We start from the raw sequence: 24,594 nt of genomic DNA on the forward strand, positions 1-24,594 counted from the left end.
GGGATGATGACGCGCGTGTCTCAGGTGATTCTGCGTACCGCGCGGTTGGTGTTGGCGCCGTTGGCGGATGTGCATCTGCCTGATGAGGTGGCGTTGGACGCCGACGCGGAGGTGATGCGGTTCCTGGGGCCGGTGCGGTCGGCGGCGGAGGTGGCGCGGTGGCACCGGGAGCGGTTGGCGGTGGCGCGGCGGTCGCCGGGGTTGGGGTTCTGGGCGGGGTCGGTGGACGGTGAGTTCGTCGGGTGGTGGCTGTTGGAGCCGCCGTCGCGGGCCGATCAGGGGCCGGTGACGGGTCAGGCCGAGTTGGGGTATCGGTTGGCGCGGCGGTTCTGGCGTCGGGGTCTGGCGTCGGAGGGGGCCCGGGAGTTGATTCGGTACGGTTTCGCCGACCTGGGGTTGTCGCGGATCTTCGCCGAGACGATGGCGGTCAACGTGGGGTCGCGGGCGACGATGGCGGCGGTGGGGATGCGTCACGTGCGGACGTTGCACCTGCCGTGGCCGGATCCGTTGCCGGGTGCGCAGGCCGGTGAGGTGGAGTATGCGATCACCCGGGACGAGTGGGTGGCGGGTGGGTCAGGCGCGGCGGGGTGAGTCGAAGCGGCCGGCGCGGATCTCCCGGAGGGCGCGGCGGCGGACGTCGCCGCGCAGGGTGTCGACGTAGAGGCGGCCGGCGAGGTGGTCGGTCTCGTGTTGCAGGGCGCGGGCGAGGAATCCGCTGCCGGCGATGGTGAGGGGTTCGCCGTGCTGGTCGTAGCCGTGTGCGGTGGCGTGCAGGGCGCGGGGGGTCGGGAAGTACAGGCCGGGGATGGACAGGCAGCCCTCGTCGTCGTCCTGTAGGTCGTCGGAGAGTTCGAGGGTGGGGTTGATCATGTGGCCGCGGTGGCCGTCGGCGTCGTAGACGAACACCTGGGCGTTGACGCCGATCTGGGGTGCGGCGACGCCGGCGCGGCCGGGTGCGCCGAGCAGGGTGTCCATCAGGTCGGTGACCAGGGCGCGTAGGTCGGCGTCGAAGCTGGTGACGGGTTCGCTGGGGGTGCGTAGCACCGGGTCGCCGATGATTCGGATGTCCCGCATGGTCATGTCGGCAAGGTTATCGGTCGGTGGTGCCGGTGGTGGGGCGGTCGGGTCGGGGCGGGTCGAGGGTGGCGCGGACCGGGGCGGTCTTGGCGGCGGCTTCGGCGACTTCGGCGTGCGGGTCGCTGTCCCAGGTGATGCCGCCGCCGGCCCAGACGTGCAGGGCGTGGCGGTCGGTGGCGGCGGTGCGGATGGTCAGGCCGAGGTCGAGGTGGTCGGGGCCGATCCAGCCGAGGGCGCCCATGCCGGCGCCGCGGCCGACGGGTTCGAGGGCGGCGATGTGGTGCAGGGCGGCGAGTTTGGGGGCGCCGGTGACGGAGCCGCCGGGGCAGACGGCGCGGAGCAGGTCGGCCAGGCCGAGTCCGTCGGCGACGTCGGCGCGGACGGTGGATTCGGCCTGCCACAGGTCGCACCAGCGGCGTACGGCGAACAGGTCGTCGACGCGGACGGTGCCGGTGCGGGCGACGCGGGCCAGGTCGTTGCGTTCCAGGTCGACGATCATGATGTGTTCGGCGCGTTCCTTGGCGGAGGTGAGCAGGTCGGCGCGGCCGGCGGCGGTGGCGGGGCGGGTGCCTTTGATGGGGCGGGTGGTCAGGGTGCCGGCGCGGACCTCGACGAGGGTTTCGGGGCTGGCGCAGCCGATGGCCCAGCCGTCGCCGGTGAGGACGCCGCCGTAGCGGGCGCCGGGGAGGCGGCCGAGGCGGGCCAGGGCGGGCCGGGGGTCGCCGCGGTAGGGGGCGGCGGCGTGGCCGACGACGTTGACCTGGTAGACGTCGCCGTGGCCGATGGCGGTGCGGACGGCGCGGACGGCGTCGGCGTGTTCCTCGGGGGTCCAGCTCTCGGTCCACGGGCCGCGCCACCACGTCCCGCTGGTGGTGGGGGTGGTGGGGGTGTCGGTGTGGCCGTAGACGACGACGGCGATCTCGGGCAGGTCGGCGGGGTTGGCGGCGCCGGGGGTGCCGCCGGCGAGCAGGGCGCCGGCGGCGGCGGAGACGTAGAGGGCGGCGCCGCAGACGGGGTCGTCGGGGTGGTGGGGGCGGGTGGGGCGGGCCAGGTCGTGTCGGGGCAGGCCGTGGGCGGCGAGGAAGTCCTCGACGGCGGTGGCGGGGTCGCCGCCGTCGGTGGGGTGCCACTGCCAGCGGGCGCGTTCGACGCGGCGGCCCCGGCAGGGTGGGGGCGCGGCCGGGGGGTCGTACGGTGACGGATCGACCACCGTCCGTGGGAGCGCTTCCACGACGTCTGGTTGGTGGTGGCTCATCCGTTCAGCGGATTTCCCACGGACCACGCACACTTCCGCTCGATGCACCATGCGTTTGCTTGGTACTGTGCGTCACTGGTCATGTGAACCATGACACAGTGCCCCCACAGTCCGGAGAACCCGATGTGCCAGCACCAACCCACCTGTCCCTCCGCCGAAGCCACCGACCGGGAAGCTGCCAAGGTCATCGCCTGCTTCCGTGAACAGGGCTGGAGCCTGCTCTGCAACGGCGTCATCGTTTTCGAGGACACCGGCGAGCTGCTGCCCGACGGCAGCAGCATCGCACCGCACCGCGGCCCCGCCCGACACGCCCTCGCCGCCTGACCTGGTCACGATCCGTCACGACTCTTCCCGCGTCGACCCAGGCTAGTCCCCACCAGGGGGGCCGTCACGACCAGGTCGACGCGACGCCGGGGCGGCAGCGACCGCCCCGGCGCGGCTGCCGTCAGCTCTCGTACGCCTGCGGCGACGGACACGAGCAGACCAGATTCCGGTCGCCGTACCCGCCGTCGACCCGACGCACCGGCGGCCAGTACTTCCCCGCCCGGTCCACGCCGCCCGGGTAGCCGGCCACCGACCTCGGGTACGCGTGCGGCCACTCGTCACCGGCCACCATCGCCGCCGTGTGCGGCGCGTTCGCCAGGGGGTTGTCCCCGGCCGGCCAGCGTCCCGCCGCCACCTCGTCGATCTCCGCCCGGATGGCGATCATCGCGTCGCAGAACCGGTCCAGCTCGGCCAGGTCCTCGCTCTCGGTCGGCTCCACCATCAGCGTCCCCGCCACCGGGAACGACATCGTCGGCGCGTGGAACCCGTAGTCGATCAACCGTTTGGCCACGTCGTCGACACTCACACCGGTCGTCTTCGTCAACGGCCGCAGGTCCAGGATGCACTCGTGGGCCACCAGGCCCTTGTTGCCCGCGTACAGCACCGGGAAGTGCTCCCGCAGCCGCGCCGCCACGTAGTTGGCCGCCAGCACCGCCACCCCGGTGGCGCGGGCCAGCCCGTCGGCGCCCATCATCCGCAGGTACACCCACGGGATCGGCAGGATGCCCGCCGACCCGTACCGGGCCGCCGAGATCGCCGGCCGTCCGTCCACCGGCGCGCCACCGGGGTCACCGGGCAGGAACGGCGCCAGGTGCGCGCGCACCGCCACCGGACCCACCCCGGGGCCACCGCCGCCGTGCGGGATGCAGAACGTCTTGTGCAGGTTCAGGTGCGACACGTCGGCCCCGAACCGGCCCGGCTTGGCGAACCCGACCAGCGCGTTGAGGTTCGCGCCGTCGACGTACACCTGACCGCCGGCGTCGTGCACCTTCGCGCACAGCGACGCGATGCCCGTCTCGTACACGCCGTGCGTCGACGGGTACGTCACCATGATCGCCGCCAGGGCGTCCCGGTGCCGGTCGATCTTGGCGTCCAGGTCGACCGGGTCGACGTTGCCGTCGCCGTCGCAGCCGACCACCACCACCCGCATCCCGGCCATCACCGCGCTCGCGGCGTTCGTGCCGTGCGCCGACGACGGGATCAGACACACGTCCCGGTGCCCCTCACCCCGGTCACGGTGGTACGCGCGGATCGCCAGCAGCCCGGCCAACTCCCCCTGCGACCCGGCGTTGGGCTGCACACTGACCGCGTCGTAGCCGGTCACCTCGGCCAGCCACCCCTCCAACTGGCCGATCATCTCCCGGTAGCCGGCGGTCTGCTCCGCCGGGGCGAACGGGTGGATGTGGGCGAACTCCGCCCAGCTCACCGGCTCCATCTCGGTGGTGGCGTTGAGTTTCATCGTGCACGACCCCAGCGGGATCATGCCCCGGTCCAGCGCGTAGTCGAAGTCGGCCAGCCGCCGCAGGTACCGCAGCATCGCCGTCTCCGAGTGGTGCGACCGGAACACCGGGTGGGTGAGGACCTCGTCGGTACGCCGCAACGCGTCCGGTAGCGCCGCCGTCACCGCGCCGTCGACACCGTCGACGCCGAACGCCGCCCACACCGCCCCCACGTGCTCCCGCGTGGTGGTCTCGTCGCACGAGATCCCCACCCGGTCGTCGTCGACCAGCCGCAGGTTCACCCCGCGCGCCGCCGCGTCGGCCACCACCTGACCGGCGCGCCCCGGCACCGTCGCCGTGACCGTGTCGAAGAACGGCACGTCGGCCACGTCCACGCCACCGGCCCGCAGGCCCGCGGCCAGCCGCACCGCCGTCTCGTGGGTGCGCGTCGCGATCGCCCGCAACCCGTCCGGACCGTGGTAGACGGCGTACATGCCGGCCATCACCGCCAGCAGCACCTGCGCGGTGCAGATGTTGCTGGTCGCCTTCTCCCGCCGGATGTGCTGCTCACGGGTCTGCAACGCCAACCGGTACGCCGGGTCGCCGGCGGTGTCGCGGGACACCCCGACCAGCCGGCCGGGCAGCATCCGCTCCAACCCGGCCCGCACCGCCAGGTAGCCGGCGTGCGGCCCCCCGAAACCCATCGGCACCCCGAACCGTTGGGTGGTGCCGGCGGCGATGTCCGCGCCGATCTGCCCCGGCGACCGCAGCAGCGTCAACGCCAGCAGGTCCGCCGCCACCGTCACCAACGCGCCGACCTCGTGCGCCGCCGCCACCAGCGGCGCCTGGTCGTGGACCGCCCCGGACGCCCCCGGGTACTGCAGGTGCAGGCCGAAGAACTCCGCCGGCAACTCCTGCACGGTCAGGTCCAGCACCCGCACCTCGATGCCGAGCGGCTCGGCCCGACCGGCGATCACCGCGATGGTCTGCGGCAGGGCGTCGGCGTCGACCACGTACACCGGGCTGCTGCTCTTCGACGCCCGCCGCGCCAACGTCATCGCCTCGGCCGCGGCGGTACCCTCGTCGAGCATCGACGCGTTCGCGGTCGCCAGACCGGTCAGGTCCGACACCATGGTCTGGAAGTTCAGCAGCGCCTCCAACCGGCCCTGGCTGATCTCCGGCTGGTACGGCGTGTACGCCGTGTACCAGGCCGGGTTCTCCAGCACGTTACGGCGGATCACCGCCGGGGTGTACGTGCCGTGGTAGCCGAGACCGATCATCGACACGGCGACGGTGTTGCGGGCGGCGAGGGCCCGCAACTCGGTCAGGGTCTCGTGCTCACCGGTGGGCTCCGGCAGGTCCAGGCGACCGTGCCAGCGGATCACCTCGGGGATCGCCGCGTCCATCAGCTCGTCGATCGAGGCGTACCCGACCGTGGCCAACATCCGGCGTTCGTCGTCCGGGCCGGGACCGATGTGACGGTCGGCGAACTCTGAGGTCATGAGGGGCGCTCCTGCGGGGCGGGGTCGACAGGTCGGCCCTCCCCCTCTGTCACACCCACGGGCGCTCCACAGTGCCTGACCCACGCGGTCCTTTTGCCTGAGAGGTTCCGGGGAGGATTTGCCCCTTCGGCGCCGCCCCGGCTGCCGCCAGGCGGTCTCTCCCACGCGGGTGCTACCGGCACGATCAACGCTACCAGCGTCCCCGGCGGCCCACACCGAAGCCCCGGCCCCCTGCTCAGGAGGCGACGGTCACCACCGGATCCGCGCCGGCCGGGCAGAGCCGGTCGGCCAGCGCCGGCACCAGACGGCCCAGCGGGGCGTCGACGCGCAGCCGCGCGTACCCGTCACCGCGCGTTGCCCCCTGGTTGACGATCACCACCGGCACGTCCTGCCGGGCCGCCGCCGACACGAACCGCCGCCCCGACATCACCGTCAGCGACGACCCCAGCACCAGCAGCAGCCGCGCCTGCCGCACCATCGCGTAACACCGCGCCACCCGGGGCGCCGGCACCGTCTCGCCGAAGAACACCACGTCCGGTTTGAGCATCCCGCCGCACGCCCCGCAGTCGACCACCCGGAACCCGGCCACCTGGTCGTCGTCGAGATCCACGTCACCGTCCGGGTTGATCGCGACGGCGTGCGCGTCGAACCCCGGGTTGGCCCGCCGCAGCCGCCCGTCCAGGTCCTCCCGCGTCGTCCGCCGACCGCAGCCCAGACACACCACCTCGTCGAGGCGGCCGTGCAACTCCACCACCCCGGCGCTGCCGGCGGCCGTGTGCAGCCCGTCCACGTTCTGCGTGATGATCCCCGTCACCACACCGGCCCGCTGCAACCGGGCCACCGCCCGATGCCCGTCGTTGGGGTCCGCCCGCGCGATCCACCGCCACCCCAGGTGGCTGCGCGCCCAGTAGCGGCGACGGGCCGCCACGTCACCGGTGAACGTCTGGTACGTCATGGGGGTGTGCCGGCGCGCCACCCCGCTGGGCCCCCGATAGTCGGGGATACCCGACTCGGTGGACAGGCCGGCGCCGCTGAGCACCACCACCGCACCGCCAGCGGCCAAACCCGCCACCTGCTCGATCACGTCCTCCACCCGCACCATGCTGCCCCAACCGGCGGCCCGTCGGCGAGCCAGCGGCGGACGCGACAACCCCGCACCGGCCCGACCGGCCGCCCCGCAGCACCGTCAGGGTTGCTGGCGACGCGGCAACGACCGGTCCGCCGCCGCGTTCACCTCCACCGGCCCACCGATGCGCTCCATCGTGCGGGCCAACTGCGCGCGACCGTCGTCGAGATGCCGCGCCGCCGCCTGCATGTGCGAGATCATCATCTCGCCGTAGATCCGCAGCGCCTCCCGCGCGGCCACCCCGTCGTCGAAGGTGGGCCCCGCCGACGCCCGGTAGTCCTGCACCGCCCGCTCCGCCTGCTGCCGGGCCTCCTCCACCGCCGCCCGCACGTAACTCTCGTACTGGGTCCGGGCATACTCGGCGACCCGCCGCGCGTAGTCGTGCGCCTGCGCGATGATCTGCTCGGCCTCCCGCTGCGCCGCCGACAGCAGGTTCACCTCCTTGGCCGCCGGGGCCTGCGGCGTCGGACCCGAAGTCGGGAACACCCCGTGCCGGTGCAACTCCACATGGCCGGTGAGCATCTCGTTCTCCGCCCGCAGGTCCGCCACCCGCGTCGAGAGCCGATCCAACTCGTCGGCCACCTGCATCCGGAACCGGTCCACCCCGGACTGGTCGTAGCCACGCCGGGCGAACGACGCCGACCCGAACTCCCACCGCCGCACCCGGTCGGCGGTCAACCGCACCGGCACCCCACCGGACACCGGGGTGCCGTCGTACCGGCCGATCGGGGCCGTACCCACCGAACCGGCCCGCCACTGGTCATCACTCACCGGACACCTCCGGAATCGTCGGGGACGGAAGGACTCTGCATCGCCGTACGCCACGCGGGGCCGTACCACTGCGCAGCCGGACCCTCGTGGTGCACCCGCCCGGGATGGAAACCGGCGCGGGTCAACGCCGTCACCGCGTACGTCACCATGTCGTCGGACCCGCACACGTACACGTGACGGGACCGCCAGTCGCCGTCGGCCAGCGCCCGATCCACCGGATGCACGAACTCCCCCGGCCGGTCCAGGTCCACCCCCGCCACCTGGGTCACCCGCAACCACGGATACGACGACGCCCACTTCTCCAGCAGGTCACCGTCGTAGAACTCGGTCCGCGACCGCGCCCCCACGTACAGGTCGACCTGCCGACCCGACCCCTCCGCGGACACCTGCTCCACCAACGCCCGCACCGGCGCCCACCCGGTCCCAGCGGCCAGCAGCAACAGATCCGCCGACCCGGACGACCGCAACGTCAACGACTCCCCCACCGCCGCCGACAGGTGCAGCTGATCGCCCACCGCGCACCCGTACACCAGCCGCGACGACACCGCGCCACCCGGCGCCGCCCGCACGTGCAACTCCAGAGTGCCGTCCTGACGGGGCGCGTTCGCCGGCGAGTAGTACCGCCACGCCCGCACCGCCGGATGCGACACCCCGATCGACTGCCCCGCCGTGAACGGCAGAAGGTACTGCGGACGCACCGTCAGCACCGCCACGTCGAAACCCCGCCGCTCATGGCCGACGATCTCCGCCACCCACCACGGTGGATTCACCGCCTCGGCGGCCTGCGCCGCCTCGACCATCACCTGCGCCACCAACCCGTACGCCGCCGCCCAGTCCTGCGCCAGCTCCTCGGTCCACTGGTCACCGAGGAAGTGCCGCAGCGTCGCCAGCAACGCCTCACCCACCGCCGGATAGTGCTCCGCGCGCACCGCGAACTTGCGATGGTCGGCACCGAGGTCCTGCAGGAAACCCACCAGCCGGTCCACCTGGTCCACCTGGGACACGATGTGACCGAGCGCGGTCACCAGCCGGTCCCGCTGCCCCGCCATGTTCGTCGGGAACATCTGCCGGGTCTCGGGATGCGCCAGGAACAACGTCGAGTAGAAGTACAGCGGAACCTGGTCACCGTGCGCGGCGACCGACGCCCAACTCCGCTTCAGACGAGAGACGTCCACAGCTCAGGCGTCCGCCCGGCCGTCGCCGGCCACCACCTGGTCCTGCACCGCCGCCAGCACCGCCTGCACGTCGGTGATGACGTCGCCGGGCACCCCCAACTGCGTCAACGTCGCCGTCAGGTGCTCACCCACCCGCACGTAGTGCGCCACCGGGATCTGCAACGGCCGGTGCGCGGTAGCCAGGTCCCGGCCCGCGTACTCGTTCGGGCCACCCAGCACCACGGTCAGCATCAACGCCATGTGGCGACGCTGGACCGCCATGTCCACCTCGGTGAAGTAGCCGGCCAGCTCCGCGTCGGCCAACACCCGGTCGTAGAACAGCTCGACGGCGGCCCGCACCGCGGCGGCCCCACCGATCCGCTCGAAGTGCGACACGGGGATGGTCTCGTCGGTGACCGTCACAGGTCAGTCCTTCCGCAGGGGAGAGAGTGCACAGACGCGCGGCAATCGGCGCGACGCCCGCCACCGGCACCCCCGCCGTCGCGGCGAGGTGTCAGGCGGACCGGATCGGACGATAGCGTGCCGCGCCGCGCCCGTCTGTCCCGCACGGATCTCCACCGCCAGCACGCGGACACACACCGTGACAGATCAGATGAAGATGACCACACATCGTAGCGGCGTGATCACCAAAGGCGATCGGGGCTAGCCGTACACGCGTCACCGCACACGCTGCTCAGCGGGCACTGGTGTCGGCCCCGCCGCACCGCACCACCGCTACACCCACGACCCGACCCGAGACACAGCGTGATCGACAAAAACGTCCGCAGAAAACTACGCCCACACCGGCGGGCGGACGACCCTCAGCCGGCCCGCCGCCGCGCCCGACGCGCCGCCAACTCGTCACCCAGATCCCCGCCCGCGGGAACCTCCGGCTCCGGCTCCACCACGCCCCCCACCGGCTCCGCCGGCAGGTGCGACAACGACCCCTGGATCTCCTTGAACGCGCCACCGATCGCGATACCGAACACCCCCTGGCCGCCCTGCAACAGGTCGACCACCTCCTCCGGGGAACGACACTCGTACACCGTCGTCCCGTCGGAGATCAGCGTGATGCCCGCCAGATCCTCCACCCCACGCGACCGCAACGCCTCGATCGCCTTACGGATGTTCTGCAACGACACCCCGGCGTCCAGCAACCGCTTCACGACCTTCAACACCACCAGGTCCCGGAACGAGTACAACCGCTGCGTACCCGAACCCGAAGCGTCCCGCACACTCGGCACCACCAGCGCCGTCCGCGCCCAGTAGTCCAACTGGCGGTAACTGATCCCCACCGCATGGCAGGCCGTCACACCCCGGTACCCCACCGCACCGTCACCGTCAGTCGCCGAACCAGGCATCCCACCCGACTCGTCCCACCCCGTAACCGGATCGGAATCTCGCGGCTCGTGCATCCGGACAACCTCCCCGTCAGTGCGGTGACACGTCGCTTCCGGGACGCGTACCCCTCGACACGGCAACCCTATAGCGACCGCCCAGGGTTACCACGGAGAAACCGCCGCGACACGCCGCGCATCGACAGCGACGACCATCACCATCACCGACCGTAACGCCACGATGGTGGTCCGCACCTGCACACCGGCCCGGGCCCACAGCCCGGACCACCGATCAACCGGCGAAGTCCTCCGGCCGCACCTGCTCCAGGAACTCCCGGAACTTCTCCACCTCGTCCTCCTGCTCATCGGGAATCACGATCCCCGCCTCACTGAGGACCTGCTCGGCACAACGAATCGGCGCACCGACCCGCAACGCCAACGCGATCGAATCACTCGGCCGCGCCGAGACCCGCACCCCGTCACCGATCAACAGATCGGCGAAGAACACGTTCTCCTTCAGCTCGGTGATCTCCACCGCCCGCAACGGCGCCTTCAACGCCGCCAACACATCCCGCAGAAGATCATGGGTCAACGGCCGGGCCGGCTTGACACCCTGCTGCTCGTAAGCGATCGCCGTCGCCTCGACCGCGCCGATCCAAATCGGCAGATAGCGGTCACCCTCGACCTCCCTGAGCAGGACGATCGGCTGGTTACTGGGCAACTCCACCCGAACCCCGACCACGCTCAGCTCGCGCACCGCCGCCTCCGTGTCGTTGTCACCTACGCCGCACCGCGCCCTTCACTGCACGGTACACGGACCGCGACACGGCCATCTCACGCGCTCCGCGCACCACGCCCGTGCCCAGAAGGGGTTACCCCCGCAAGCCTACGCCACTCACCAACCCGCCGATCAGCGCGCACACGCACCTCACCGACCCAACGTCGACCGCAACCCCACCCGCACCAACGCCGCATGCAACTGCTGCGACAACGCCACCAACTCCCGCGCCGTCTCCGCCGCCCGCGCCCGCGCCGCCGGATCACTCTGCCGCGCCAACGGCGCCACCAACTGCGCGAACAGACCCACCTCCCGATCCGCCGCCGTCCGGTAACCCCGCAGATGCCGAGGCTGGAACCCGTACGCCGCCAGACCGGCCACCGCCTTCGCGATGATCAACGCATCGCCGTCGTACCAGCCCGGCGGATCCGACACCACCAACCCGAGCCGCTCCAACTCGCCCAACGTCGACTCGTCCAGCCCACTGCGCGCCACCAACTGCGTACGATCCAGCCGCACCTGACCCGACTCGACCGACGACGCCGCACCACGCCCCGGCACCTCACCGTCCGGGCCCACCGCCACCAACGCCGGCCGCGACCGCTCCGGCGCCGCACCGTCGGCATCCCACTGCGCCAACTGCTCACGGATCACCCGCAACGGCAGATACTGATCCCGCTGCGCAGTCAACACGAACCGCAACCGCGACACATCGTCCCAGCTGTACTTCCGATAACCAGCCGCCGTGCGCTGCGGCTCCACCAGACCCTCGGCCTCGAGGAACCGCAGCTTCGAAATCGTCACGTCAGGAAAATCCACCCGCAACTGGGCCAGCACCTCGCCGATACTCATCAACGGCTGGGCACGACCCACCCCGGACGGCGGAGAAGCCGCAGGCTCGTTCACCCCCGGCCGGCCTCCCCCTCCGGGCGCGGACCGGCGATGAACACGACCCGGAACTTACCGATCTGCACCTCGTCACCATTGCTCAACGTGGCGGCCTCGACCCGCTCCCGATTCACGTACGTGCCGTTCAAACTGCCCACGTCACGCACCGTGAACGTCCCACCGTCCCGGTGGAACTCCGCGTGCCGACGCGACACCGTCACGTCGTCGAGGAAGATGTCACTGTCCGGATGCCGCCCACTGGTTGTCACGTCGTGATCCAGCAGGAACCGCGCACCCGCGTTCGGACCCCGACGAACCACCAGCAGCGCCATCCCCGGCGGCAGCGAACCGGACATCCGGCTCGGCACCACATCGGTGTCCGGCCCCTCCAGCGCTTCCTCGAGCGAACCGAGATTGAGCGTCGACGTGACGTCGAGCGGGGGGAACTCGTCGCCTGGGCGAGTCATGGGGACCACCTCACGGATCTGTTTCGGTCGGCGTCGGGAGACGGCGGGTCCGGCCGCCGGGTACACATCACCCGGCGGCTGGCTCTCCGTGCCCGGAAAGGCTGTCCGCGACGCACAACTAATTGGGTTCTCGGTCGACTGGGCGAGCCTAGCCAGCGCCGAAAAACAGGGCAACCGGACGCGCGGCACACACACCGACCGCCCGCCCGGAAAACGAATCAGCTCTCGGTCAACTCGCGATACGCGTCCGCCGACAGCAAACCCTCCACCGCCGCCGGATCCGCCGGAGAGATCTCCACCAACCAACCCGCACCGTACGGGTCCGTGTTGATCACCTCAGGCGTGTCGACCAGCGCCTCGTTGCGCGCCGACACCGTACCGCCCACCGGGGCGTAGATCTCCGACACACTCTTGGTCGACTCGATCTCACCCAACGACTCACCAGCCGCCACCACCGCACCGGACTCCGGCAACTGCACATACACGATGTCGCCCAACGCGTCCTGCGCGAAATGAGTGATGCCCACCCGCACGGCACCACCGTCGACAGGCGCCACCCACTCGTGCTCAGCGGAGTACCGCAGTTCCTCAGGAATCACCAGCAGCGTCCTCATCCATCGGTGGCACCGGTCCGACCGGTGCCGGCCCCACCCGGCCTCACGAGACCGGACGGGCGTGTTCCAGCGTGCTCGGCACGTGCAGCGCCGAAACCTCGGCAACCTCACGATCCTCAACGATCACGTTACCGCCGTTGCCCGCCACCACCGCCACCACCCCGCCAGGAATGTTGAGCGCCGTACGCATCGTCGCCGGATCCCCGATCACCGTGATCGTGAACGGCCCCGTCAACCGACGCCCGTCCACGATCAACGACCCGTTCTCCCCGTCCAGGAAATACGTCGACGCCACGACCCGCACCGACGCGCGGTCACCACCGGAGATCTGCATCGCCTCCGCCCCCGCACCCCGCAACTCCTGCACCGCGTCCAGCACCCCGCTCGCCGAGATCGGCTTCGACTGCCCCGCCTCGAACCGCACCGCCAACCCCGGACCCCGCGCCGGCAACGTACCCGCCAGAATGCCCAACTCGTCCGCCCGCCGGGTCGCCTCCTCCAACGCCGCCTGGCGTCCCTGCTCACCCGACCGCAACTGGCGCTGGCTCTCCTCCAACGTGGTGATGTCCTGCCGCAGACGCGACTCCCGCGCCTCCAGGTCGTACAGGATCCGGACCAGGTCCTCCTGCCGCGCCGCCGCCAACGACGAATCCGTCGACGTCGTCTTCAACTGCACCGCCAGCGTGAACCCCAACAACACCAGCAGCACACCGATCATCACCGCCGCCGAACTGAACCGCCGCAACGGACCGACCACAGGCGCGCTCACCGCCGCCTCGTCCCCCACGACGGCCTCAGAACCGTCAGGGTCCACGACCGGCTCACCGTCACCCGGCTCCGGACGCCCCTGCGGCGACAACGGACTCAACTCGTCGGGATCCGGCGCGTCCGGACGCGGATCCGGCTCCCCCGCCGGCCCACCCGGCCGGGCCGGACCCGCCGGCTTCGGCCACCCCGTACCCGTCTCGGTGTGCTCGTCACTCACGACACCAACCTACGCCCGGAACAGGTGCCGGCGGATCGCCGCCACATTGCCGAAGATGCGGACCCCCAACACGACCACCACACCGGTGGACAACTGACCACCCACACCCAACTGGTCACCCAGATACACGATCAAGGCCGCGACCAGCACGTTCGAGATGAACGACACGACGAACTGCTTGTCGTCGAAGATCCGGTCCAACTTGGCCCGCACCCCACCGAAGACCGCGTCCAACGCCGCCACCACCGCGATCGGCAGGTACGGCTGCAACGCCGCCGGCACCGTCGGATCCAGCCACAACCCGAGCACCACACCGGCCAGCAGAGCCAGCACCGCGATCATCGACCACCTCCGGAAGGGCTGGGTGACGTACCCGAGTCGGACGACTCGTCACCGCCCGACGGCGACGCACTCGGACTCACCGCGGGCTCCGCGTAGCGTAGCCGCGACTCCGGCGCCGCCGGCAACGTGAGGCGGTCCGCGTCGCGCACCTCGAACGACAACCCGTTCACCTGCGACACCCGGCGCATCGTCAGTGCACTCCGGCTGCCCTCGTACGCCTCACGCATCGATCCCGGACCGATCGCCGACACCTCGTACGGCCCGGTCACCGGCCGGAAGTCCACCAGGATCGCCTCACCCGCCGACCGGATCGTCGACGTCGCCGTCAACCGCTGGCCGTTGATCGCCACCGCCTCCGCCCCCGCACCCCACAGGTCGTTCGCCACCGCCTGCAGGTCGCTGTAGAGCACCCACGACGGACCCGCCTTCGTCCCGCCCAACTGCTCCCCCGCCTTCGGACCGTCCGCCAACCGCACCACCACACCGTCACCGCGCACGCGACCCAGCCCCGTCCGCGCCTCCAGGTCCCGCAACCGCGCCGCCTGCGAACCACCCAACGCGGCCTCCCGCTGCCGGGTCACCTCCTCGCGCAACTGGTCGGCGCGCACGGACAGGTTGTCCGTCTCACCCTGCCGCTGCTTGATCTGCCCGACCAGCCCCGACCGGGCCTGCGCGCGCCCCGGCTCCTCGGCCATCGTCTGCCGGTACGCCACCGCGCAGAGGAAACCCAGCAGCAACACGACCACCACCGTGACCGGTCCCACCGACCATCCCGGACGCGCCGGCTTCCCGTTCCTCGCCCGACGGGCCGCCGCGTCGGCGTACCCCGGATCCAGCGGGTTCTGGAACAGCTCGGTGAGGAAGTCCGGGGTGAACCCCCGGTTCCGCTCGCTCATGCCGACACTCCGCTTCGCTGCGCGCCGGCATCACCACGGCACCGCTGACTCGCTCGCCGACGCTCGCTCATGCCGTCTCTCCTCGACCAGCCGCCCGGACCAGGTGACGCGCCTGGACCACGTAGAGCGCCCCGGCCACCCAGTAGAGCACCAGCCCCCACCAGGCCAGCGCCCAGCCCACCGCACCGGCCACCGCCGACGCGGCCGGCACCGAGGCGGCCACCAGCAACGTCGGGAACGCCGCCAGCAGCAGGAACGTGGCCGTCTTGCCGACGTAGTGCACCGGCGGCGGTCCGTAGCCGTAGCGGCGTAGCACCACCAGCGAACCGGCCAGCAGCAGCTCCCGGGCCAGCAGCGCGGCGGTGAACTGCCACGGCACCACGTCGCGCGCGGTGAACGCCACCAGCGTGGCGAGGATGTACAGCCGGTCGGCGAGCGGGTCGAGCAACTCGCCGAGGCGACTGACCTGACGCAGCCGTCGGGCGATCCACCCGTCCACCCAGTCGCTGGTGCCGCCGACCGCGAGCACCACGATCGCGGCCACGTCGGCGCGGGCCACGAGGAACAGGTACAGGAAGACCGGAACGCCCAGCAGTCGGACGAAGCTGATCAGGTTCGGCAGGGTGAGGACCCGGTCGCCGGCACCTCGCGCGTCGACCTCGGGGGCCTGTGGTTGCTCTGCCCGAGCCGGTCGACGCGCCACCGAACCTCCTCCGCGGCACGCGACCCACCTCGGCCCCTGGGTCCGCCATGGAACGCCGTGCGCGCTGTCGAGCCGGCTGGCGCCGGCACCCCCCTGTGATCCCGATCCGGGATCTCCCCTGGCCCACCGCCCACCGTTGATGATCACAGGTCGGTCGGATGCGCTGCCACTATAGCGGGCTGTCGTCGCGCCCAGCCCCGCTCGACCGGTGTTGTCGGTGGTGTTCGTGCGGTACTGGTGTGAGGACCGTCACCACCGCTAGGGCATCCTAGGATGACAGGTGGGCGGGAGGTCAGGCGCTGCGGGCCGAGGAGTCCGGCGGCTGCGCCGTCGCGGCCTGACCGAAGGCCTTCAGCGCCCGCAGCAGGTCCTGCTGCACCCGCGCCGGCATCCGCTCCAGGACCGTCCGCACGGCGTCGTGACGGCGCGACCGCACCTCCCCCAGCAGGACCTCCGCCGCGGCCGTGGGCGTCAGGCGGACCTCACGCCGATCCCTCGGGTCGGTCTCCCGGCGCACCAGGCCGATCGCCTCCAGCCGGTCGCAGAGCCGACTTGCCGAGGAGGGTACGACGTCCAGCAGCTCCGCCAGGCCGTTGATGTTGGTCTCCGGCCGGCTGCTGAGCAGCGACAGCACCCGTAACTGGGTGGGCGAGACGGCCATCCGGTGCCGGACGGCGGCCGAGTCGAGCACACCCACCAACGACTCAGCGGCTGCGTCGATCGCCGCGGCGAGATTCGGTCGCTCCACCCGATGTCCCCTGCGATTGTCCCGCTCATACCACCCGAGGCCGTCAGTCCTGCGTCCGGCCGTCGGCACCACGCCAGTCCAGGCAGACCACCACGGCGTCGTCGCGGAGGTCGGCGTCCGCGTGGAATGCCTGCAACTCGCGCATCACCGTACCAACCGCCTCCGGCGGTGGCTGCAACCGCGTGGCCCGCATGGACCGTGCCATCGCCCGTTCCCCGTACGTCTCGCGTCCGCTGGGATCCGCGCCCCACACCCCGTCGGAGACCACGAACAACCGGTCCCCCGGGTCCAGGTCGAACTCCTGGAGCGCGTACCGGGTCTCGGCGAACATGCCCAACGGCAGCTGCTGCTCCAACGGAACCCGGGACACGGTGCCGCCGCGCAGCCGCAGCAGGTGCGGTGACCCGGCGTCCACCGCCTGCACCCGGCCGGTGGCGCAGTCCAGTTCAAGCAGGACAGTGGCCACGTGCCGGTGACCCCGGTGCTGGTAGTAGACCGTGTCGGAGGCCAGCTCGGCCTGCTCCACCAGGCCGCCGCCGGACCGGCGGGCGTTGCGCATCGCGTTCACCGTCACCGCCGTCAGCAGGGCGGCGGTGAGCCCGATCCCGTCGCCGTTGAGCACGGTCACGGTGAGCCGGCCGTCATCCACCGACCAGTCGAAGTGGTCACCACCCACCGTGTACGCCGGCTCCAGCTGACCGGCCAACTGGAACGAGCCGTGGCTGACACTGCGCCCAGGGAGCAGCTCCCACTGCAACTCGGCGGCCATGCTCAGGCGTTCCTGCCGACGCGCCCGCCGGTAACGGTCGGTCTCCCGGTCAGCGGCGTGCATCGCCAGCGCGACCTCACCGGCGATGTCCGCGGCGCGGCGCACCACGCTCTCCGACGGCTCCTCGGGCATCTCCACCATCAGCACGCCGAGCCGCTCGCCCCACACCGACAACGGCAGGTAGAGCTGGCACCCGCCGTCGGTCCCGCCGGCCCGGACCGGTTGCTGACTGCTGAAGCAGCGTTGCAGCGATCCCTGGAGGGCGTGGGCGGCCGCGTCCGGCCGCCGCGCGTCGAGCACCGGCCACAGGCCGCTGATCCGGTAGTCGGCGACGAACACGACGGTGCCCGACGCTCCCAGGACCGACTGGATGGCCCGGTCGGCGGCCTCGACCACGCGATCGGGCGGGGCCTCGCGCAGGGCGCGCGAAACCCCCGTGGGCCCATCCGGCATGTCGCTCCTCCGAAGATACTTGCTCTGGGGCAAGCATCATACGGAGGCGGTTCCATCCATGGTCACCCGGCCGACCGCACCGCCACCGCGCCGTGGAACGCGTCCGGCACCGCCTCCGGCGGGCCCTGCGGCCGCCAGTGGGTCACCGGCACGATGCCGTCCTCGGTCGGCGTCCAACGCCCCAGCAGCGGCCCGAACGCCGCCGGCGCCCGCATCCGGAACGCCGGCCCCATCATGGCCAGTGCCTCCGGATGACCGGCGAGTTCCTCGGTGTCGAAGTCGATCGCCAGGTGGCTGCCGGGTGCGGCAGCCGTGTAGAGCTCGTCGAGGGTCCGGGCGAGCGTCTCGTCGTCGAGGAAGGCGGCGAGGCCGAGGAACACCACCCCCACGGGCCGCCGGCCCCACCCGGGCACGAACCGGTGCAGCAACGCCGGATCGATCGTGCCGACGTCCGTGGCGTCACCGAAGCCGTACCCGGCCCGGTCGCTGCCGGCCAGGATCTGCTGCCCCGACCGGATGGTCACCGGGTCCACGTCGGTGTAGAGGACGGTGGCGTCGGGCGCGGCCTCGTGCACGTTGCCCATCGTCGGCACACCGGCACCGAAGACCAGGAAGCCGTCCACACCGGTGGCGGCGATCGCGCGGACCGAGCGGCCCAGGAAGGCGCGCAGCGCCCGGAAGACCGGGGCACAGGGACCGTACGCCTGCTCGAAGGCGCGGGCGGCCGCCACGTCGACCGGGTGGTGGTGCTCCCCGCCGAGCCAGAAATCGATCATCCGTGCGGTGCTCGGCTGGTCGGGCTCCACCATCGACGACGCTCCCTCCCCGGCAGTCGCCGTCAGCGTACCGACCCGGTGCCGCTCACCGGTATCGCCCCGCCGGGCCCGCCACGGCCGCGATACTTGGCTCCGGACGACGACCGGCGGCGGGAAGGTGCTCGTGGACCCGATCAACGGCGCGGCGGTGGTGGTCGGTGTGGACGGCTCCGAGCCGTCCCGCGCCGCGATCCGGCTCGCCGCCACCGAGGCGGCCCGACAGGACCTGCCGCTGCGGGTCCGGCACGCCTTCATCTGGCCGCTGCTGCGGACGCCGGTCACCGCGGTCACCGACGACCGACCCGGCACCGGACTGCGGGAGCAGGCCGAGCAGGTGGTGGCCGACGCGGTCGACGAGGCCGGCGCGGTCGCGCCCGGCCTGCGGGTCACCGGCGAGATCGTCGACGGCGAGGCCGCCGCGGTGCTGCTGGACGCCGCCCCCACCGCCGCGATGATCGTCCTCGGCCATCAGGGCCTCGGTGGGCTCGGCGCCCTCGTGGTGGGTTCCGTCACGGCCACGGTGGCCGCGTCGGCCGGCTGCCCGGTGCTGGTGGCCCGCGGCACCGCGCAGACCGACGGGCCGGTCGTGGTCGGCGTGGACGGCACCGAGGCGTCCCGGACCGCGATCGAGTTCGCGGTCCGGACCGCAGCCCTGCGCGGCGCCTCCGTCGTCGCGACCCACGCCTACCGGCATCCGGTCTCCACCGGCCCCGGTGACATGCAGCCGCTGGTGTACGACGAGTCCGAACTGCGCGCCGACGAGGACCGGCTGCTCGCCGAGTCGCTCGCCGGTCTGGCCGAGCGGTACCCGGAGGTGCCGGTCACCCGAGAGTCGGTACGCGGACGGGCCGGCACCGTGCTCGCCGACGCCTCCCGCCGCGCCCAGCTGCTCGTCGTCGGCGGCACCGGTCACGGTCCGGTCGGCGGCCTGCTGCGCGGTTCCGTGAGCCAGGCGGCGCTGCGCCACAGCCACTGCCCGGTCGCGGTGGTCCACACGCCGGGGGTTGGCGGCGGTCCACGCGGGTAGACGGGCGCGTCCGTCACCGTGACGACCGGAGGAGACAGCGATGCCAGGACCGCGTCCGGGTAGCAACGCCTACGACAAGCAGCGCGCCCGCATCCGCAACGCCGTCGACGACTCGGGTCGGCGCACCTCGGACGAGAAGGCCGACGAGACCGCCAACCGGATCCTCCAGGAGGATCGGGGACAACGCGGCGTGGTCCGGGGTGACCGCACCTACGGTCCGAAGGGCAACCGCGAACCGGGCGACCCGAAGAAGTGAGGGGCGGGTACCTCGCCGACGGGCTCATCGCCGGGGCGGTCGGCACGCTGGCGCTGAACACGGTGACCTACCTGGACATCGTGGTGCGGGCCCGGGCGGCCAGCCAGACCCCGGAGGAGAGCGCCGGCAGGGTGGCCGACGCGGCCCACCTGGACCTGGGCGCGCCGCCGCAGGCCGCCCACCGGCGCTCCGGGCTCGGCGCGTTGATGGGGTACGGGCTCGGGGTGGCCGCCGCCGTCGGCTTCGCCGCGCTGACCCGTGGGCGGCGGCAGCCGATCCTGCGCTCCGCCGCGCTGCTCGGCGGCGGGGCGATGACGCTCTCCGACGGGTCGTTGACGCTGCTCGGTGTCACCGACCCGCGCACCTGGCGGCGCGTCGACTGGCTGGCCGACCTCGTGCCGCACCTCGCGTACGGGGTGACGGCCGCCGCCACCTGGAACCGGCTGCGGCGATCGGGCTAGTCCGGGCCACAACGGGTACTCCCGCGAGATGGGCGATCACCGCGAGATGGCACGGGCCCTGCTCACCCGGCGCACGTACGCCGAGGAGGCGGGGATCACCCTCGCCGACCGGCCCGCGCCGCTGTACCAGCTGCTGGTGCTCGTCACGCTGTTGAGCACCCGGATCCGGGCCGGTGTGGCGGTGGCGGCGGCCCGGGAACTCTTCGCCGCCGGCTACCGCACCCCGCAGGCGATGGAGGCGGCGCGGTGGCAGCAGCGCGTCGACGCGCTCGGGCGGGGCCACTACCGCCGCTACGACGAGCGGACCGCGACGATGCTCGGCACCGGCGCCCGGCTCTGCCTGGACCGGTGGCACGGCGACCTGCGACGGCTGCACCGGGAGGCGGACGGTGACCCGACGGCGCTGCGCCGGCTGCTCACCGAGTTCCCCGGCATCGGGCCCACCGGGGCGGACATCTTCCTGCGCGAGGTGCAGAGTGTCTGGCCGGAGCTGCGCCCGTACGCCGACCGGCGGGCGGTCGCCGGTGCCAAGCGGCTCGGGTTGCCGGCCACCCCCGACCGGCTGGCCGGGCTGGTCGACGACGCCGACTTCGGCCGGTTCGCCTCGGCACTGGTGCGGGTGGCGCTCGGCGAGGAGTCGGTGGGGCAGCTCAACCGGAGCGTGGCGGCCCGCTGACCGGCGTCACTAGGCGTCGCCGGGTTTGGTCAGGTGCCACACCAGCAGGGCGGCGAGCAGAGCCAGCACCACCAGTCCCCCGGAGATCCCACTGCCTTCGGTCTCCGATCGGCCGGTGGTGCCGAAGTAGATCACCGCGAGGCCGGCCAGCACCGCGACGACCTTGCGGATGCCTCGGTCCTTCATCCGTCGCACGATAGAGCCGAACAGGCTTGGATGCCGGTTTTCGTCTGGTCTGTCCCCCGACTGGGCGATCAGTCGGTCTCCAGGTCGTCCAGTGAGATCTTGTGGCTCATCAGCCAGCGGGCCAGCGCCGACATCCCGAACAACCACAGCGGCGCCGACTCGGTGGTGCCGTTGGTGGCGAAGATGGCGAACCTCAGGTCCGGTGCCCGGTACGCCTCGATCCGCCAGCGGTGCTGCCGGTCCCGCCAGACCGCGGAGGGGTCCATGGCGTCACGGTAGGCGTCCGGGACGCCCGGCTGCCGGCCGATCGGTGGAATCCGCGTCGACCACCGTCCGGGCGTCGTCCGGCAACCGGCGGGTCCGGCCCTGCCGGTCCAGCAGCTCCAGCAGCGGCACCGCCACCCGGCGGGTGGTGTCCAGGGCCTGCCGGGCGGCACTGAGCGTGAACGGCTGCGGCAACGCGGCGAGCACCCGCGCCGCCTGCTGCGGCGCGCCGGGCAGCAGCAGCACGTTGCCGGTCAGGCGCAGCAGCGCGCCGGCCCGTACCGCCGCGCCGATCTCGCGGACCCCGAGCCCGACGGCGGCCAGCCGGTCGGCGTCCGGAGCCCGGAACGGGTACGCCGCGAAGTCGTCGCGGACCAACGCCACCGCGCGGGCCACCGGTTCCGGCAGCGGATCAGCCCCGGCCGCGCCGACCCGACCGGCGGCCAGCCGCAGCGGCGCCCGCACCAGCGCCTCGACCAGCACCCGGTCGGGCAGGTCGAGCTGCCGGCGCAGCACCTCCACCGGGGCGCCCGCCTCCAGGGGATGCTCCCGGGAGTACCGGGTCACCGCCTCGGTGAGCCGCGCGGTCAGCCGCGCCCAGTGCTCCGGATCGGCCAGCCAGTCCCCCGCCACCGGGGCGACGTGCACCGGCACACCCGCGCGGGCCAGGTCCCCGGCCCGCACCAGGCCGCGTCGCCGCAGTTCACCGGCGAGGTCCGGCCGACCGTCCAGGGTGGCCAACACCGCCGCCCGGGCCGCCGCCGCGCCCCGCCGCCGCAACGGCGGCGGCAGCACGTCCAGGACGGTCACCCCACCGACGACGTGGTGGCGGCCCGGGTCGCGCAGCAACGCCCGGTCGCCGACGAGCAGCGGCACCGGACGCCCCAACCGCAACCGGACGGTGTCGCCGCCCAGCGGACGCACCCGCACCGGCACGGCCGCCGCACCCACGTGCAGGGTCAGCGTGGCCGGCAGCTCGGCCACCGGGTCACCGGCCAGCCGCACGTCGACCAGGTCGGTGGACCGGAACCGACCCGGGGTGAGCAACGCGTCGCCGCGCGCGACCCGGTCCCGGGACACCCCGCGCAGGTTGACCGCCACCCGGGCCACCGGGTCGACGGCGTCGCGGGCCTCGCCCAGACGGTGCAGGCCCCGTACCCGCACCAGGTCACCGGTGCCGGCCAGTTCCAGCTCGTCACCGACCCGCAACCGGCCCACGCCGAGGGTGCCGGTGACCACCGTGCCGCTGCCGCGCACCGTGAAATGACGGTCGACCCAGAGCCGCACCGGCGCCGCGTGGTCGGCGGACGGCACGCGGGCAGCCAACCGGTCCAACGCGGCACGCAGCTCGGGCAGGCCGACACCGGTGACCCCGCTGACCACCACCGACTCCACCGCGCCCAGGGTGGTGGAGGCCAGCTCGGCCCGGGCGCGCGCCAGCGCCGGACCCGGATCGGCCAGGTCCGCGCGGGTCACCACGAGCAGGCCGTACGCGACGCCGAGCGCGTCCAGGGCGGCCAGGTGCTCGGCGGACTGGGGCATCCAACCCTCGTCGGCGGCGACGACCATCACGGCGGCGGGCACCGGGCCCACCCCGGCCAGCATGTTCGGCACGAACCGTTCGTGCCCGGGTACGTCCACGAAGGCGACGACGGCCCCGGACGGCAACGTGGTCCAGGCGAAGCCCAGGTCGATGGTCATGCCCCGACGGCGTTCCTCCGCCCACCGGTCCGGTTCCATCCCGGTCAGCGCCCGCACCAGCGTCGACTTGCCGTGGTCGACGTGCCCGGCGGTGGCCACCACCAGCATGGTCAGTCGCCGTCCGGGACGGCGAGCACGGCGGCGCGGACCGTCGGGTCGGCGTGCTCCGGCACGCACCGCAGGTCCAACAGCAGCCGGCCCCGCGCCACCCGGCCGAGCACCGGCGGCTCACCGGTGCGCAGCGGTGCGGCGTAGCGCTCCGGCAGGCTCAACGCCCACGAGTCCAGCTCCACGCCGGGAGCACCGCCACCGCCCACCACCGCCGCCGACGGCACCACGTCGGCCTTACGACCCTCGGCGGCCAGGGCGTCCCGCAGCCGCTCGGTCCGGGCCCGCAGCAGCGCCGCGTCGGCGTGCAGGGCCGTCCGGGTGGGGGTGGCCGGATCGCCGAGGGTGGCGGCGAGCGCGGCCAGGGTCAGCTTGTCCACCCGCAGCGCCCGGGCCAGCGGAGACCGACGCAGCCGCTCCACCAGTGCGGCCGAGCCCAGCAGCAGCCCGGCCTGCGGGCCACCCAGCAGCTTGTCGCCGCTGGCGGTGACGAGGTCCGCCCCGGCCCGCAGGGTCGTGGCCGCGTCCGGCTCGTCGGGCAGCAGCGGGTCGGGCGCGAGCAGCCCCGACCCGATGTCCACCACCACCGGTACGCCGAGCGCGGCCAACCGCCGGACCGGCACCGCCGACGTGAAACCGGTGACCCGGAAGTTCGACGGGTGCACCTTGAGCACGAAACCGGTGCGGGGACCGATCGCGGCGGCGTAGTCGGCCGGCGTGGTGCGGTTGGTGGTGCCGACCTCCCGTAGCCGCGCCCCGGTGCTGGTCAACAGGTCCGGCAGGCGGAACCCGTCCCCGATCTCGACCAGCTCGCCCCGGCTCACCACGATCTCGGCGTCGGCGGCCAGCACGGTGGCGGCCAGCACCAGAGCGGCGGCACCGTTGTTGACCACGTGCACCGCCTCGGCCTCCGGTACGGCGGCGGCGAGCGCGTCGACGGCGTCGCGACCCCGCCGGGCACGTCGGCCCGTACCCAGATCCATCTCGACGTCGGTGTGCCCGGCGGCGGCGACCACGGCGGCCACCGCCGCGTCGGAGAGGGCGGCCCGCCCGAGGTTGGTGTGCAGCAGCACGCCGGTGGCGTTGAGCACGGCACGCGGGGCCGCCGACGGCAGCGCGGCCAGCGCCTCGACGGCGACCGCCTCGGGGGTGATCTCACCGCGCCGGGCCCGGTTCTGCGCCTGCCGGACGGCGACCTTCACCCGCTCCCGACCCAGCGCGGCGGCGGCCACGACCAGCCGGGGATCGGCCAGCAGCGCGTCGGTACGCGGCACCCGGCGGCGCGGGTCGGCGACGCCGTCGCCCATCGCGTCATCTCCTCACCGTGTGGCGGAGACGGACGGGAATCGAACCCGCCTGGCCCGGATCCCGGACCACACCGGTGTTGAAGACCGGGAGGGGCACCAGCCGCCTGAACGCCTCCACCCAGCATTGGATCACAGCACCCACCCGGCCGTACGGCCGAGTCGGCA

Annotated in this window: 29 protein-coding genes, 1 tRNA gene and 1 riboswitch; of the genes, 6 read left to right on the forward strand and 24 right to left on the reverse strand. The window is 72.8% G+C overall.

Annotated elements, in window-relative coordinates; translation table 11 throughout:
• The first annotated feature begins 6 nt into the window (after nt 1–6).
• Complete coding sequence (locus ACFYTT_RS05235; protein WP_176095853.1) at nt 7–591, forward strand: GNAT family N-acetyltransferase; 585 nt, start codon at nt 7–9, stop codon at nt 589–591.
• Here ACFYTT_RS05235 and def read toward each other — a convergent pair.
• Together def and ACFYTT_RS05245 are read right to left on the reverse strand one after the other, a co-directional pair.
• Entirely contained in the window at nt 574–1,080 is a 507-nt protein-coding gene (def, locus tag ACFYTT_RS05240; RefSeq protein WP_131054961.1) for a peptide deformylase, read from the reverse strand. The genes ACFYTT_RS05235 and def overlap by 18 nt on opposite strands.
• Before the next feature lie 10 nt (nt 1,081–1,090).
• Nucleotides 1,091–2,359 (reverse strand): chorismate-binding protein, encoded by a 1,269-nt coding sequence (locus ACFYTT_RS05245; RefSeq protein WP_387257854.1) that lies wholly within the window; start codon nt 2,357–2,359, stop codon nt 1,091–1,093.
• A gap of 96 nt (nt 2,360–2,455) precedes the next feature.
• Between ACFYTT_RS05245 and ACFYTT_RS05250 the strand changes: the two genes are divergently transcribed.
• Nucleotides 2,456–2,656 carry a DUF5999 family protein gene (locus ACFYTT_RS05250; protein ID WP_131057861.1) on the forward strand — a complete coding sequence of 67 codons (201 nt, stop codon included), beginning with the start codon at nt 2,456–2,458 and terminating at the stop codon, nt 2,654–2,656.
• 121 nt (nt 2,657–2,777) lie between these two features.
• On the opposite strand, the gene gcvP is transcribed toward ACFYTT_RS05250, so the two are convergent.
• The 17 genes from gcvP to ACFYTT_RS05335 form a co-directional block, all read right to left on the reverse strand.
• Complete coding sequence (gene gcvP / locus ACFYTT_RS05255; protein WP_387257855.1) at nt 2,778–5,597, reverse strand: aminomethyl-transferring glycine dehydrogenase; 2,820 nt, start codon at nt 5,595–5,597, stop codon at nt 2,778–2,780.
• A 75-nt stretch (nt 5,598–5,672) separates the two neighbouring features.
• Nucleotides 5,673–5,771, reverse strand: a riboswitch (glycine riboswitch).
• A 61-nt stretch (nt 5,772–5,832) separates the two neighbouring features.
• The gene (locus ACFYTT_RS05260) at nt 5,833–6,699 is read right to left on the reverse strand and encodes an NAD-dependent protein deacetylase (RefSeq protein ID WP_176094158.1); all 867 of its coding nucleotides are present in this window, start codon (nt 6,697–6,699) and stop codon (nt 5,833–5,835) included.
• Between the two features lie 84 nt (nt 6,700–6,783).
• Nucleotides 6,784–7,494: a DivIVA domain-containing protein gene (locus tag ACFYTT_RS05265; RefSeq protein WP_387257856.1), complete on the reverse strand. Its 711-nt coding sequence runs from the start codon at nt 7,492–7,494 to the stop codon at nt 6,784–6,786.
• Complete coding sequence (locus ACFYTT_RS05270) at nt 7,491–8,669, reverse strand: globin domain-containing protein (protein WP_387257857.1); 1,179 nt, start codon at nt 8,667–8,669, stop codon at nt 7,491–7,493. The genes ACFYTT_RS05265 and ACFYTT_RS05270 overlap by 4 nt, the downstream gene beginning before the upstream one ends.
• 3 nt (nt 8,670–8,672) lie before the next feature.
• Nucleotides 8,673–9,071 (reverse strand): group 1 truncated hemoglobin, encoded by a 399-nt coding sequence (locus ACFYTT_RS05275; RefSeq protein WP_131053827.1) that lies wholly within the window; start codon nt 9,069–9,071, stop codon nt 8,673–8,675.
• A 398-nt stretch (nt 9,072–9,469) separates the two neighbouring features.
• Entirely contained in the window at nt 9,470–10,063 is a 594-nt protein-coding gene (locus ACFYTT_RS05280) for a MerR family transcriptional regulator (RefSeq protein WP_387257858.1), read from the reverse strand.
• 214 nt (nt 10,064–10,277) lie between these two features.
• Nucleotides 10,278–10,742: a bifunctional nuclease family protein gene (locus ACFYTT_RS05285; RefSeq protein ID WP_013733914.1), complete on the reverse strand. Its 465-nt coding sequence runs from the start codon at nt 10,740–10,742 to the stop codon at nt 10,278–10,280.
• Between the two features lie 171 nt (nt 10,743–10,913).
• Nucleotides 10,914–11,615: a MerR family transcriptional regulator gene (locus ACFYTT_RS05290; protein WP_176095855.1), complete on the reverse strand. Its 702-nt coding sequence runs from the start codon at nt 11,613–11,615 to the stop codon at nt 10,914–10,916.
• Nucleotides 11,616–11,665: 50 nt separating this feature from the next.
• A complete protein-coding gene (locus ACFYTT_RS05295) occupies nt 11,666–12,118 on the reverse strand; it encodes an FHA domain-containing protein (RefSeq protein ID WP_093402417.1) in 453 nt (150 codons plus the stop codon).
• Nucleotides 12,119–12,336: 218 nt separating this feature from the next.
• Nucleotides 12,337–12,717 carry a glycine cleavage system protein GcvH gene (gene gcvH, locus ACFYTT_RS05300; protein ID WP_131053838.1) on the reverse strand — a complete coding sequence of 127 codons (381 nt, stop codon included), beginning with the start codon at nt 12,715–12,717 and terminating at the stop codon, nt 12,337–12,339.
• 58 nt (nt 12,718–12,775) lie between these two features.
• Nucleotides 12,776–13,717, reverse strand: a complete 942-nt coding sequence (locus ACFYTT_RS05305; protein ID WP_387257859.1) for a DUF881 domain-containing protein — start codon at nt 13,715–13,717, stop codon at nt 12,776–12,778.
• 9 nt (nt 13,718–13,726) lie between these two features.
• Nucleotides 13,727–14,059, reverse strand: coding sequence for a small basic family protein (locus ACFYTT_RS05310; RefSeq protein ID WP_013733919.1), 333 nt, complete (start codon nt 14,057–14,059; stop codon nt 13,727–13,729).
• The gene (locus tag ACFYTT_RS05315; RefSeq protein ID WP_131053832.1) at nt 14,056–14,955 is read right to left on the reverse strand and encodes a DUF881 domain-containing protein; all 900 of its coding nucleotides are present in this window, start codon (nt 14,953–14,955) and stop codon (nt 14,056–14,058) included. The genes ACFYTT_RS05310 and ACFYTT_RS05315 overlap by 4 nt, the downstream gene beginning before the upstream one ends.
• 67 nt (nt 14,956–15,022) lie before the next feature.
• On the reverse strand, nt 15,023–15,658 hold the full coding sequence (locus tag ACFYTT_RS05320) for a CDP-alcohol phosphatidyltransferase family protein (RefSeq protein WP_131053833.1): 636 nt from the start codon (nt 15,656–15,658) through the stop codon (nt 15,023–15,025).
• A gap of 292 nt (nt 15,659–15,950) precedes the next feature.
• A complete protein-coding gene (locus ACFYTT_RS05325; RefSeq protein WP_131053834.1) occupies nt 15,951–16,406 on the reverse strand; it encodes a MarR family winged helix-turn-helix transcriptional regulator in 456 nt (151 codons plus the stop codon).
• Nucleotides 16,407–16,449: 43 nt separating this feature from the next.
• Complete coding sequence (locus ACFYTT_RS05330; RefSeq protein ID WP_131053835.1) at nt 16,450–17,628, reverse strand: PP2C family protein-serine/threonine phosphatase; 1,179 nt, start codon at nt 17,626–17,628, stop codon at nt 16,450–16,452.
• Between the two features lie 62 nt (nt 17,629–17,690).
• Nucleotides 17,691–18,437, reverse strand: coding sequence for an SAM-dependent methyltransferase (locus tag ACFYTT_RS05335; protein ID WP_131053836.1), 747 nt, complete (start codon nt 18,435–18,437; stop codon nt 17,691–17,693).
• Between the two features lie 130 nt (nt 18,438–18,567).
• On the opposite strand from ACFYTT_RS05335, the gene ACFYTT_RS05340 reads away from it, so the two are divergent.
• From ACFYTT_RS05340 to ACFYTT_RS05355, 4 genes are read left to right on the forward strand one after another with little or no spacing between them, the layout of a single operon-like run.
• On the forward strand, nt 18,568–19,470 hold the full coding sequence (locus tag ACFYTT_RS05340) for a universal stress protein (protein WP_387257860.1): 903 nt from the start codon (nt 18,568–18,570) through the stop codon (nt 19,468–19,470).
• Nucleotides 19,471–19,510: 40 nt separating this feature from the next.
• Nucleotides 19,511–19,726: a phosphatidylethanolamine-binding protein gene (locus ACFYTT_RS05345; RefSeq protein WP_176094165.1), complete on the forward strand. Its 216-nt coding sequence runs from the start codon at nt 19,511–19,513 to the stop codon at nt 19,724–19,726.
• Entirely contained in the window at nt 19,723–20,187 is a 465-nt protein-coding gene (locus tag ACFYTT_RS05350; RefSeq protein ID WP_387257861.1) for a hypothetical protein, read from the forward strand. The genes ACFYTT_RS05345 and ACFYTT_RS05350 overlap by 4 nt, the downstream gene beginning before the upstream one ends.
• Nucleotides 20,188–20,215: 28 nt before the next feature.
• On the forward strand, nt 20,216–20,863 hold the full coding sequence (locus ACFYTT_RS05355; RefSeq protein ID WP_387257862.1) for a hypothetical protein: 648 nt from the start codon (nt 20,216–20,218) through the stop codon (nt 20,861–20,863).
• 9 nt (nt 20,864–20,872) lie between these two features.
• Here the strand turns inward: ACFYTT_RS05355 and ACFYTT_RS05360 are convergent, their stop codons facing one another.
• The 5 genes from ACFYTT_RS05360 to ACFYTT_RS05380 form a co-directional block, all read right to left on the reverse strand.
• Nucleotides 20,873–21,049 carry a hypothetical protein gene (locus ACFYTT_RS05360; protein WP_162854401.1) on the reverse strand — a complete coding sequence of 59 codons (177 nt, stop codon included), beginning with the start codon at nt 21,047–21,049 and terminating at the stop codon, nt 20,873–20,875.
• Between the two features lie 68 nt (nt 21,050–21,117).
• Nucleotides 21,118–21,315, reverse strand: a complete 198-nt coding sequence (locus ACFYTT_RS05365; RefSeq protein WP_013733930.1) for a hypothetical protein — start codon at nt 21,313–21,315, stop codon at nt 21,118–21,120.
• A gap of 4 nt (nt 21,316–21,319) precedes the next feature.
• Nucleotides 21,320–23,122, reverse strand: coding sequence for a selenocysteine-specific translation elongation factor (gene selB / locus ACFYTT_RS05370; RefSeq protein ID WP_387257863.1), 1,803 nt, complete (start codon nt 23,120–23,122; stop codon nt 21,320–21,322).
• A gap of 2 nt (nt 23,123–23,124) precedes the next feature.
• A complete protein-coding gene (gene selA, locus ACFYTT_RS05375) occupies nt 23,125–24,429 on the reverse strand; it encodes an L-seryl-tRNA(Sec) selenium transferase (RefSeq protein WP_387257864.1) in 1,305 nt (434 codons plus the stop codon).
• 20 nt (nt 24,430–24,449) lie between these two features.
• Nucleotides 24,450–24,545, reverse strand: a tRNA-Sec gene (locus ACFYTT_RS05380).
• Nucleotides 24,546–24,594 lie beyond the last annotated feature (49 nt).

It is taken from the genome of Micromonospora sp. NPDC003816 (assembly GCF_042874705.1).
In the GTDB taxonomy this organism is placed as follows: domain Bacteria; phylum Actinomycetota; class Actinomycetes; order Mycobacteriales; family Micromonosporaceae; genus Micromonospora.